Below are 11525 nucleotides of genomic sequence, written 5' to 3'. Positions count from 1 at the left end.
GGTGGATGTTCCCGGTCACCCTCCGGGTCGTCCGACATCACCGTCGCAAGGTGTGAATGATTGGGGCCTCACATGCCCGTACCTCAGACGCCCGTCCGGTCACACTCTCCGGGGCAAGCCGATTCGTCCGGGCCGCTGCTCCGCGTCTTGGGACCGATTTCCGCCCAGCACGAGGGACGCGAACTCCCCATCGGTCCACCGCGGCGACGAGCAGTGCTCGCGCTGTTGCTGATACGTCTGGGCAGAGTTGTCCCCACGGAACTTCTCATCGAAGAGCTGTGGGGAAACGAACCTCCACACAAGCCGGTCGCCACACTGCAGAGTCATATCTCTCACCTGCGCCGCGTGCTCGACCGGGCGGCTGCCGGCCAGGGCACACCCTCCGTACTGCGCTATCGGGCACCCGGTTATGTACTTCAGCTCCCCCCGGAACAGGTCGATTTCCGCCGCTTCGAGCACATGGTCTCCGCGGGGCGGACGTTACTGGACCAGGGGGATCACCCTGCCGCGCACGACAGGCTCACCAGGGCGCTGCGGCTGTGGCGCGGCTCCCCGTACACGGAGTTCAGCGCCCATCCACCGCTCATCGACGAGGCCACTCGGCTGGAGCAAGTCCGGCTCACCGCCGTCGAGTTCTGTGCCGAGGCCGGACTCGCCCTGGGAGCGGCCGACGACGTGGCGGACGCCCTGGGCACGGAAGTACGCCGTAACCCGATCCGCGAACGCCTCGTCGGTCACTTGATGACAGCTTTATCCCGCCTCGGGCGGCAGGCCGAGGCACTGGAGTTGTACGAGCGGACGCGCAGGCACCTCGTCGAGGAGTTCGGTGTGGACACCGCCGTCGAACTCCAGCGGGTGCACACGGCCATCCTCCGCCAGGAGCCAGCCATCGGCGGGCGCCCCGACGAGCCCACCGACGAAGCGATCGGCGAGCCCACCGGCAAGACTTTCACCACGGAAGTGGTCACGCCCGGCAGGGGCCTGGAAGCCGTGACGGCCGAACCTGTTTCCGGCGCCATTTCGCCCGGCGCTTCCCCGGCCGGCGCCTCTTCTTCTTCCGTGCCTTTCGTCGGCCGGAGCCAGGAGCTGCGCCGTCTGACCTACGCGGCAGCGGCCGCGGTCACCGGCCACGGGCACGTAGCCTGCGTGGTCGGCGCGGCCGGAACCGGCAAGACGCGCCTGCTGCTGGAGCTCAGCTCCCGTCTGGAGGACCCGGAGGTCGAACTGGAGGTGGTCACCAGTCAGTGCATTCCCGGCGAGGGAGTCTCGCCCTACTGGCTGTGGACCCAGGTCCTGCGCCGGCTGTCGGCCGGGCGGCCGGACGCCTTTCGTGCCGCGGCGGCCCCCTTCGGCACGCTGCTCGCCCCGCTGCTGCCCGAACAGGCGGCAGGACACGCCCCTGCGGAGCTCTCCGAAGTCCTTTGGCACCAGGCGCGGTTCCGTACCCACGACGCGGTCTGCGAGGTGCTGTTCACCCTCGCCACGCAGCGTCCGCTGGTGCTGCTCGTGGAGGACCTGAACTGGGCGGACATGGCCTCCCTCGACCTGCTCAGACTGCTCTGCTCCCGCATCCATTCCTTCCCGTTGAGCATCGTACTGAGCGCCCGGCATCAAGGGCCCAGCGAGTCGGCGGCATGCCGGACAGTGGCTGAGATCCTCAAGGGCCCCAGGACCGAGACGCTGGAGCTCCGCGGCCTCTCCCTGGACGCCGTGGCGGCCCTGGTAGAGGCGCAGGCAGGGCCTGGGGTGGAAATAGAAGTGGTGCGGACCCTGCACCGGCGCAGCAAGGGCAATCCCTACTTCGTCATGCAATTTCTTTCCCACATCGGCGATGCCCGGCGACTGCACGACCCCGACGCCGCGGGCATCCTGCTGGCCCAGATCCCCGACGGTGTACGCGAGGTGCTGCGCTGGCAACTGTCCGCGCTGCCGGAGCCTGTATTGCGGGTACTGCGCCGGTGCGCGGTCATCGGTACCGAGGTCGACACGGACCTCCTGTCCCGTACCGCACCCGACGACGAGCCGGTGGCGGCGGCACTGGACACGGCGATCAGGGAGGGTCTGCTCAGCGAGGACCCGCTCGCCCGGGGCCGGCTCTCCTTCACCCACGTCCTGGTCCAGGAGACACTCATCGACCAGTTGTCGCGCGAAGAGCGGCAGAACCTGCACGCCAGGCCGCGCAGAAACTGAGTGTCCGAGGGCGCGCACGGATGGCCGACCGGTTCGCGGACCAGGAGGACGAAGAGGTTGAGCGGATCCCCCATCACATCTGGCACACCAAGGATGCTCGGCCTGCGCGGCAGCGGCGCCCTGCTGCCGGTGCTGGTCGGCCTCGTTCAGGACCCGCTGAGCCGGTGGAGGCCGGGCAGTATCCGTATGAAGATCGGCGACGATGCGCTGGAGTTGCCCGCGGTGTCCTACGAGACGCAGTAGCGCGCACTGGCAGAGTACTCGCGACGCGGACGCCGCGCAGCTCGCGGCGGTGCTCGGCGCCCCGGATATCGGTGACTTCGAGACGGAGAGCCTCGTCGACGTCGAACAGCGCACCGCACTATCAGGCGGAGCTGCCGATCTTGCGGTCGTAGCGGGCACGCATGGCGTCACTGGCCGCAGGTCCGGCGGCGTAGACATAGGCGTCGCTGTCGTCGAGGCGACGGCATGTTGAGGCGTCGACGACGATCGGGTCGACTTCTTCGCCCGTCGTCGCGTCGACGAGGACCATGCTGCGCTCTTCTGGTGCCAGGCGAGAGTTTCCCCATGCGGTCAGCGCCACAATGACCGGCCACAGGGACTGCCCCAGGTCGGTGAGCACGTATTCGTGACGAACGGGGTTGGTCTGGTAGGGGCGGCGCTCCAGCAAGCCGTCGGCGACCAGGGCCTTGAGCCGGGTGGTGAGCATGCTGGAGGAGATACCGAGGTTCTCCTGAAACTGGTCGAAGCGGGTGTAGCCGTCGAAGGCGTCGTGGAGGATCAGCAGCGTCCACCACTCGCAGACGTGCTGCGCCGCCGCGCACAAGGGGTTCTCCCGGCCTTCCAGGTTGATCCGGCTTACCAATTTTCCCCCTCATTCCGTTACTGCTAAGGTCGAAGTTGCTTGCTTTCATCTTAGCACCTACAGGTTGCGGGGCATCGTGCGCCCGTACTCAGGAACGGAACGCATCATGGCCATCCTCAGCAGACCGAACAGCGTTGCCCCCCCAACTGTTCATGGCAGCCGTCGTGGCCACTCACGAAGCGCCTCAACCGCAGGCCGGTCTCGTCCGTTCTCGATCATGTCCTGATCCGTTCCGACCGGGCCAGGGGGTAACGCCATCGCGGCTACGACGTAGATGAGAGTGGGTTCGGGGGGTGGCTCCGAACGATGGCGCGCTGGTCACAGCGGAGAAGGCGGCGCCGCAGACGCGGCCGGCGGGGCGGGATCACGCATTCGCCGCCCGGCGCACGACCGGCCACCCAGACAACGAAAAGAGATCAGGATCATGGTGAAACTCTCGATCGTGGAACAGGCCACGGTAGCGAGCGACAAGACCGCGTTCGACGCGTTCAACGAGGCACTGGCCACCACCAAGCACGCCGAGCGGCACGGTTTCCACCGGATGTGGTTCGCCGAACATCACGGGATCAGTTCGGTGGCCTCCCATTCACCCGAGGTGCTCATGGGCGCCGTAGCCCGGGAGACAAAGCGAATCCGCATTGGGTCCGGAGCAATTCTGCTGAACCACTACAGCCCGTTGAAGGTCGCCGAACTGTTCTTGCAGTTGGAGGTCATGGCACCGGGGCGCTTCGACATGGGGCTCGGGCGGGCGACCGCCGGGCCACTCGTCGACCTGGCCCTCAGGCGGGACCGGGATGCCGGACCGCTCGACGACTTCGGTCAGCAAGTTCAGGAAGTGCTGGCGTTCTTGCACCGTGACTTCCCAGCCGATCATCCCTTCGGTCAAATCCCGCTCATGCCTACGGTGACCGCCCGCCCCGATCCGTGGGTTCTCGGCTCTTCCGGCAGCAGCGCCGGACTGGCCGCCACCCTTGGCATCGGCTACTCCTTCGCCGCGTTCATCAACCCGGCCGGTGCGGTTCCCGCCTTGCGGGCTTACCGCAAGGCGTTCACCCCTACTCCGTACGGTGCTGAGACCCCCCAGGTGATGCTCGGGGTCAGTGTGTTCGCCTCCGACACCGATGAAGAGGCCCACCAGATGACGTGGCCGACCCGGGCCGTCTACGCCAGCCTGGGCCTGGGCCGAAGCGGTGGTTCCATCATCGTCCCGTCCGTCGACGAAGCCTCTCGCACGTTGACCACCGCGCAGAAGGACGAACCTTCCAGGATCGTGAACGGACGGTGGCCCCGACAGCTCGCGGGCCGTCCTGAAACGGTGCGGGACCAACTCCTCCAGATGATCGAGCAGACCGGAGCGACCGAAATCATGCTCCAGAGCATCAGCCCCGATCAGGAGGCCCGCCGGTACTCTCACGCGCTCATCGCCGACGCCCTCGGCGTCAAGCCCGACGTATACCCGATCACTGCCGACGGAGCCTGAGCCGGCAACCCCACTCGGTACATCCACATCCCGAAGGGAAGGTCCCCACATGGCCGTCATTGTGTCCGTCTCCGGAAGCCCTTCCGCCACCTCCCGCACCGCACGACTCCTGCGCTGCCTGGACGATCGGCTCCGGCTTCAGGGCCACGACGTGATCTCGTTGGACGTGCGCACTCTGCCCGCTGAAGCGCTGCTCGGCGCCGACCTCCGGCACCCGGCGATCGCCGACGCCACGGCCCTGTTCGAGCGGGCCCATGGGGTGGTGATCGGCACCCCCATCTACAAATCCGCCTATTCGGGCCTGCTGAAGTCACTCCTCGACCTGCTGCCCCAATACGCGCTCATCGACAAGATCGTGCTACCGCTGGCCACCGGTGGCAGTACGGCCCACGCGCTGGCCATCGACTATGCGCTGCGTCCGGTGCTGAGTTCCATGGGCGCCGCGCACATCGTGCCGGGCTGGTTCACGCTCGACACGGACATCATCGTCGATGACGACGGCGCGCTGACCGTCGCACCGACTGCCGTCGAGGCCCTGGCGCACGTCACGGACCACTTCTCCACCGCACTCGGAGGCCGTACGACCGTGCCTGAGCCCGCTGGATGAGCGCCGTACCCGGATTCCGCGGCGAAGACGCTCTCAAGCTCGTCGCCGGCTGGGGCGTCGGCGCCGACCCGGCCGATCTCACCCCGCGTCCCGGAATCGCGCACCCTGTGAGCGCCGGATCAGGATTCAGGTCACCGTCGGCGGGGCGCGCCCAGTGCGGACAGAATCAGCTCCAATGTTTTGTCAGCGGTACCCGAGAGGTCGTTGTCGTGTGGGACAGGATGATTGAGCGGCCCGGTCAGCATGTCGATGACGATCACCGTGTCCGCCGGCGTCAGGTCGGGCCGGACAAGGCCTGCCTGCTGAGCCTCGGCGAGGGGCTCGGCCGCGATCTCGAGGAAACGCCGCGCGACGTCCTCGTGCAGCGATGCGGGGACGTCATAGCGGTAGATGAAGTCCATGAAGCTGCGGTCCCTGACCACGATCCGCTTGACCTCGACCAAGAGCTGGAGGAAGCAGTCGGGGCGGCCGTGCGTCTTGTCCACCACTCCCTGCAGGCGGTCCATGTTCTCGTTGATGAGCGCGAGGATCAGATCTTCGCGTGCGGGAAATCGCCGCTGCATGGTGGCGCGTCCGACACCGGCCTCCGTGGCGACCAGGCCGAGGGGGGCATCCGGGCCACTCTCGGCGAACACGCGACGAGCAGCGGCGAGGATCGCCTCACGATTACGCTGTGCGTCGGCTCGGAGAGCCTCGGATTCGCTGGCCACCACGGGAAAAACCCTACTCGATACCGTGGCGGGCGTCGTAGGTCCGGCCTCGGTGCTCCTCGTCTTCGGGCTGTGTCGCCGGACGGTGCGCCGACACCGGTGCCATGCATCTGGTGTCTGCACCCGGCCGGACAGAAACGAGCTGCCTTGCCCGACAGCGGAATAAAGCGGAGCCCTCGCACGGTTAAGTGGGCAATGGCGCCCACTTAACTGTTTGAGGAAGGAACTCAAGTCATGGCCACCACTGCGCTGACCAGCGAGAATTTCGAACCGGCCATCGCCGGTAACGACATCGTGCTTGTCGACTTCTGGGCCGATTGGTGTGGCCCGTGCCGCGCGTTCGGACCTGTCTTCGAGGCCGCTTCGGAGCAGCATCCCGATCTGGTATTCGGCAAGGTTGACACCGAGGCCGAGCAGGCACTCGCAGCAGCCGCTCAGATCACCTCCATCCCCACCCTGATGGCTTTCAAGAAGGGCAGACTCGTCTTCTCCCAGCCAGGAGCACTCCCTGCCGCCGCCCTGCAGGAAGTCATCGACGCCGTTGTTGACCTCGACATCGACGCCGCACTGCGGAACGCCGAGAGCGAGCAGGTCAGTTGAGGGCAGAGCACGACAACCGCGCACGTCCCGTCCCACCCGCGAGCGTTGTGAGGAAGAAAGTGAAACTCAGCGTCCTCGACATCATCATCGTCCGGGCCGACCAGACCAGTTCCCATGCGATCAACGGCTCGTTGCGTCTTGCCCGGTTGGCCGACGAGCTGGGGTTCGAGCGCTACTGGATCGCCGAGCACCACAACATGCCTGATATCGCCGCCACGAATCCGCCGGTGTTGATCGCCATGATTGCCGGGGCAACCGAGCGGATCCGGGTGGGGTCCGGCGGTGTGCTGCTGCCGAACCACGCACCGCTGGTAGTCGCCGAGCAGTTCGCCATCCTGGAAGCAGGCTTCCCTGGCAGGATCGATCTCGGGATCGGCCGTGCCTCCGGCAGCGACCCCCTGACCACGTGGGCGCTGAGCCGGGCCGCGGGCGCCTCCGGTACCTTTTCCGAGCATGTCGACCAGGTGGTCGCGATGATGGGAGCCTCGGGCGCCGAAGTCCATGCGGCCGGGCGGCGCCACCAGTTGCGAGCGACTCCAGTCGCGGCTTCGACGCCTGCCGTCTGGTTGCTTGGTTCCTCCGACTTCTCCGCTCGGCTGGCGGCGGAGAACGGCATGCCGTACGTCTTCGCACACCATTTCTCCGGCCAGGGCACTTCCGAGGCCCTTGCCCTGTATCGCGACACCTTCCGGCCGTCGGCGGCACTGGCCAAGCCGGCGACGTTCCTGACCGTCAATGCTTGCGTCGCGGAAACGGAGGAGGAGGCTTGGCGACGATCCCTGCCCCTGGCCTTGGGGCTGCTGGCCCTGCGCACGGGCGCCCCGCTGCAACGCCAGCGGTTGATCGAGGATGCCGAGAAGTCCGACTTGACCAGTTCGCAGAGGTCGCTGCTGGACGCGATCCGGTCCACCTGGGTGATCGGATCCGGCGCTCAGGCGCGAGCACAACTGGAAGAGCTGGCCGCCTCGCACGGTGTCGATGAGGTGATGGTCAATCCGGTCGCAGGCGCATACGCCGGAACCGACCCCGCGACGGGGCCCAACCGGGAGGAGACATTGCGACTGCTTGCCGGCGTCGGCTGAGGGCGCCGCGGCAACGTGGGTTACGAGTGTGCATTGGGGTTGCCGGCGAGAGCCGGCCGTTCAGAGGAGAGACATGAAGGCAGTCGTGGTTTCGGAGTACGGCGGACCAGAGGTCCTGCGGTTAGTGGACGTTCCCGAACCTCATGCGGGTCGCGGCCAGATTCGCATGCGCGTGCGTGCCGCAACGGTGAATCCGTCCGACACCGTGCTGCGGGCGGGGGCGATGGACTCGATGCTCGACAGTCTTCTTGCCCCGCCGTACCGGCCGGGCAACGAGGCAGCAGGAGTTGTGGATGAAATCGGCCCCGGCGCCGAGACCGATCTGAGCATCGGGGACCGTGTGATGGCGATGGTCGTGCCTTACATGCCCCCCGGCGGGGCCTACGCCGAGTACCTCGTCCTGGACCCGCGGCAAGTGGCCGCCGCTCCGGCCGGCAGCAGCCACGCCGAGGCCTCCACCATTCCAGCGAATGGGCTGACGGTGCAACTGGCCATCGATCTTCTGTCGCTGGCCGCGGGGGACTGGCTGGCCGTCACCGGTGCCGCCGGGGCGGTGGGGGGCTACACCGTCCAACTGGCCAAGGCCATCGGCCTGCGTGTAGTGGCCGATGCGGCTCCCGCCGATGAGAACCTGGTGCGGTCCCTGGGCGCCGATCTTATTGTCTCCCGTGGGGTTGGAGTTGCCGAGCGCATTCGCGAAGCCGTCCCCGGTGGTGTGACCGGCCTGGTCGACGCCGCGGTCATTGGGTCTGAGGTCCTCCCGGCCATCCGTCCGGGCGGACAGCTTGCCATGGTCCGGTTCGCCGATATGGCCGGAGCTCCCTCGATGGAGGATCACGGGGATATCACGGTGCACGAGGTCTTCGTACCGGACTACGTCCACGAGCGCGACAAGCTCGATGCCCTTCGCGTGCGTGCTGAGACAGGGGGGCTCACCATGCGGGTGGCTGCGGAGTATCCCGCCTCTCAGGCCGCTGAAGCGCACCGGCGCCTTGAAGCCGGCGGCGTTCGCGGCCGGCTTGTCCTCACCTTCTGACCAGGCCAGGGTGGCCGACCCGCAGCAAGAGACTCGCGAAACTCACCGCGCGAGACTTCCTCTTATTCCTCGCGAACCGGCGGGGAAAGGCGTCGGCTTCCCTGTGGTCGAACTCCGTGGTGTGCATTGCGGCTTTGTGTGCCCGGATCTCTCTGTTCGCAAGGCAGCGGCAAGAGCGGCCAGCGATACGACCAAGAGTGGGCAAGCGCGTCGATGCACGATGACCACCGGCACTACCACTGCGGGAGGTCCAGTGCACGACACCAAAGTGACGACGGACGTCATGAATCCGGACTGCATCGTGATCGGCTACAACGAGATCGACTTCGCCGAGCATGCACGCAGGAAGCGGGCCGAAAAGGGGAAATCCGGCGGATACCACGACCTGCTGACCAACTCCGTACTTCTCGGCGGTGAGCGCCGGACGTACATGGACTTGCTCAACATCGTGCGTGAACGAACGACCGGATGTCCCTCCCGACTCAGCGCTTTCGAACTGCCGAGCCTCGGAGTTGCGTACCTCACCAGCTTTCTGCGCCGTCGCGGTTTCAGTGCCGCCCCCGTCAATTCCTTCAACTCGGCCACCGAGCAGCTGCGTGAGATGCTGGCCGGCTCACCCCGTGCGGTGGCGATCACCACGACGTACTACGTCTATGACGAACCGATCCAGCAAATTGTACGCTTCGTGCGCGAGCAAAACCCGGACGTCCCGATCATCGTGGGCGGTCCCCGGATACAGAACCTCTGCTCCGATCAATCACCGGAGTCCCGTGACGGACGGCTCAGGCCTCTCGGCGCCGACATCTACATCAACAGCACCCAGGGTGAGGACACCCTCGCGGCCGTGCTGGCAGCGCTCCGCGACAAGGGCGGTGACCTCAGCCGCACCCCCAACCTCATCTACCGGGACCCGGCTGCCCCCGACGGTCCCATGCTCCACACCCTGACCACGGTCGAGAACAACGACCTTGACGAGAACGCGGTCGACTGGTCGTATTTCGACCCCAGTTACTACGCGCCCACCGCGTACATGCGCACCTCGCGCAGCTGCTCCTTCGGCTGCGCATTCTGCAACTACCCCGCTCTCGCCGGTCCGCTGAACCTCAGCGACTTGAGTACGATCGAGAAAGAACTCCGCTACCTCTGCGATCACGGGGTGCGCAATCTCATCTTCGTCGACGACACGTTCAACGTGCCGCTGCCGCGCTTCAAGAAGATCTGCCGAATGATGATCGAGAATAAGTTCGATCTCAAATGGATTTCCTTCTTCCGCTGCTCCAACGCCGACGACGAGGCATTCGATCTCATGGCGGAAGCCGGCTGCACCGCGGTGTTCCTCGGCATCGAGTCCGGCGACCAGCGCATCCTCAAGAACATGACGAAGTTCGCCAAGACGGACCGGTACGAGTACGGCATCCGGGAGCTGACCCGGCGTGGCATCGCCACTCTCGCCTCGATCATCGTGGGATTCCCCGGGGAGACCGAGGAGAGCGTCAAGAACACCGTCGCTTTCCTCAACCGGACTCAGCCCACGTTCTACAACGTCATGCTCTATTACCACGACGTGCTGGCCCCGATCGAGAATCAACGGGAGAAGTACGGGATCGTGGGCAGCGGATACGCCTGGCGGCACTCCACCATGAGCTGGCAGGAGGCGACCGACTGGAAGGACTACCTGGTACGGAACGTCAACGGCCCGGCGCTGATGCCGGGTTACGGACTGAGCCTGTGGACACTGCCGTATCTGCTCGCGAACGGGATGACGATGGAAGAGACCGTCGAGTTCATCAAGGGAGCGAGCCGACTGGTCATCAAGGGCCTCGACACCGACTATCTCGACCCGGAACCGGAGATCGAGGAGATCTTGCGAGGGCTGGCCGCCGTGCGCGACGGCGCCGGCCAGGGGGCCTCCTCCTGACGGTGCCCGTCAGGAGGACCGAGGGAGCTGACTGGGGCGCGGTCTCATACCTCGTACGGATGCTGAATCTGTCGGGGATCTTGGAGTGGTCGGGATCAGGTTCTGAGGGTTCGCCAGGACTTTGACCGGGGAATTCCCTGTTGGTCCAGGTAGGTCTGGAAGGCCGTCGGCGGTCTCGAGCCTTCGCGTCGTAGCCGGTGGCGTCGGTGGTGGCCACATCTGTGGTCACGTTGACGCCGTCAGGATCACAGGTCTCGGTGAGATGTGCGACGAACCCCTTTCAACGGGTGACATGACCGCGGCGCGCATAGCGGGCCGTCGGGTCGTACGGCGAGACGACCGCAGCCGACGAAGGCGGCAGCCCGCCGTCCTCGGCGGTGCGCCAGCGCAGGCGGCCTGCCGCATCGCGGTAGTAGTTCTGCATCTCGATCTGCCGCAGGGCCTGGACCCGGGTCCGGACAGGCGTTCTGCCCCGTGCTGCCCAAGGTGCTCCAGCAGCCGGACGGCGTCGTCGCCGGTGGCGAGGATCCTGGTCTTGGGGCGGGATGGGTTCATGCCCAGACGGACCGGGCGGCCGTAACGGCGCCCCCATTCCTCGTCGACCAGGCCGGCCAACAGATGCCCCGCGGTGCCGGCCAGCTCGTCCAGCGCGGCCCGCACCGCCTCTGTGACCAGCTCCAGCCGGGTCAAGTCACGGACTGCGGACAGGACATGGGTGGAGTCGGTGCGCTGCGTGGTGCGTTCACGCACCAGCCCGGCTTCCTTGAGCCGGGCCAGCACCAGGTCGAGGAGCCGATCGGCGCGATCACCCTCGACGAGGCGTTCACGGAAGTCGGCCAGCACACTGTGGTGGAATCCCGGATCGTCCAGGTCCAGAGCCATGGCGTACTTGAAGTTGATGCGGCAGCGCACTGCATCGGCCGCCTGCCGGTCCGAGAGGCCGAGGAGGAACTGAAGCACGCAGACTGTGGCCAACTGGGCAGGCGAGAGCCCCGGCCGGCCGTCGCGCGGGTACCAGTCGGAAAAGTCCTGGTCGT

The 11525-nt window shown here is 66.4% G+C and carries 11 protein-coding genes; 8 read left to right on the top strand and 3 right to left on the bottom strand.

Annotation, left to right across the window (positions count from 1 at the left end):
* The first annotated feature begins 72 nt into the window (after nucleotides 1-72).
* Nucleotides 73-2190 (top strand): BTAD domain-containing putative transcriptional regulator, encoded by a 2118-nt coding sequence (locus ACIBLA_RS14630; protein WP_399198746.1) that lies wholly within the window; start codon nucleotides 73-75, stop codon nucleotides 2188-2190.
* A 57-nt stretch (nucleotides 2191-2247) separates the two neighbouring features.
* A complete protein-coding gene (locus ACIBLA_RS14625) occupies nucleotides 2248-2433 on the top strand; it encodes a hypothetical protein (RefSeq protein ID WP_399198745.1) in 186 nt (61 codons plus the stop codon).
* Between the two features lie 121 nt (nucleotides 2434-2554).
* Here the strand turns inward: ACIBLA_RS14625 and ACIBLA_RS14620 are convergent, their stop codons facing one another.
* Complete coding sequence (locus ACIBLA_RS14620) at nucleotides 2555-3055, bottom strand: winged helix-turn-helix transcriptional regulator (protein WP_399198744.1); 501 nt, start codon at nucleotides 3053-3055, stop codon at nucleotides 2555-2557.
* 424 nt (nucleotides 3056-3479) lie between these two features.
* Between ACIBLA_RS14620 and ACIBLA_RS14615 the strand changes: the two genes are divergently transcribed.
* A complete protein-coding gene (locus ACIBLA_RS14615; RefSeq protein WP_399198743.1) occupies nucleotides 3480-4535 on the top strand; it encodes an LLM class flavin-dependent oxidoreductase in 1056 nt (351 codons plus the stop codon).
* Between the two features lie 49 nt (nucleotides 4536-4584).
* Nucleotides 4585-5142 (top strand): NADPH-dependent FMN reductase, encoded by a 558-nt coding sequence (gene ssuE / locus ACIBLA_RS14610; RefSeq protein WP_399198742.1) that lies wholly within the window; start codon nucleotides 4585-4587, stop codon nucleotides 5140-5142.
* A gap of 131 nt (nucleotides 5143-5273) precedes the next feature.
* On the opposite strand, the gene ACIBLA_RS14605 is transcribed toward ssuE, so the two are convergent.
* Nucleotides 5274-5855: a TetR/AcrR family transcriptional regulator gene (locus ACIBLA_RS14605; protein ID WP_399198741.1), complete on the bottom strand. Its 582-nt coding sequence runs from the start codon at nucleotides 5853-5855 to the stop codon at nucleotides 5274-5276.
* 231 nt (nucleotides 5856-6086) lie between these two features.
* Between ACIBLA_RS14605 and trxA the strand changes: the two genes are divergently transcribed.
* The 4 genes from trxA (at nucleotide 6087) to ACIBLA_RS14585 (ending at nucleotide 10488) form a co-directional block, all read left to right on the top strand.
* A complete protein-coding gene (gene trxA, locus ACIBLA_RS14600) occupies nucleotides 6087-6452 on the top strand; it encodes a thioredoxin (protein WP_399198740.1) in 366 nt (121 codons plus the stop codon).
* A 59-nt stretch (nucleotides 6453-6511) separates the two neighbouring features.
* Nucleotides 6512-7534 (top strand): LLM class flavin-dependent oxidoreductase, encoded by a 1023-nt coding sequence (locus ACIBLA_RS14595; protein WP_399198739.1) that lies wholly within the window; start codon nucleotides 6512-6514, stop codon nucleotides 7532-7534.
* 73 nt (nucleotides 7535-7607) lie between these two features.
* Nucleotides 7608-8570, top strand: coding sequence for an NADP-dependent oxidoreductase (locus tag ACIBLA_RS14590; RefSeq protein ID WP_399198738.1), 963 nt, complete (start codon nucleotides 7608-7610; stop codon nucleotides 8568-8570).
* 253 nt (nucleotides 8571-8823) lie between these two features.
* On the top strand, nucleotides 8824-10488 hold the full coding sequence (locus ACIBLA_RS14585; RefSeq protein WP_399198737.1) for a radical SAM protein: 1665 nt from the start codon (nucleotides 8824-8826) through the stop codon (nucleotides 10486-10488).
* 225 nt (nucleotides 10489-10713) lie between these two features.
* On the opposite strand, the gene ACIBLA_RS14580 is transcribed toward ACIBLA_RS14585, so the two are convergent.
* On the bottom strand, nucleotides 10714-11448 hold the full coding sequence (locus tag ACIBLA_RS14580) for a transposase (protein WP_399198736.1): 735 nt from the start codon (nucleotides 11446-11448) through the stop codon (nucleotides 10714-10716).
* Between the last annotated feature and the right edge of the window lie 77 nt (nucleotides 11449-11525).

The sequence above is a fragment of the Streptomyces sp. NPDC050433 genome, assembly GCF_044458565.1.
GTDB lineage: Bacteria > Actinomycetota > Actinomycetes > Streptomycetales > Streptomycetaceae > Streptomyces.
The sequence above is the reverse complement of the archived record's forward strand: the minus strand, read 5'-3'. Positions and strand labels throughout refer to the sequence as shown.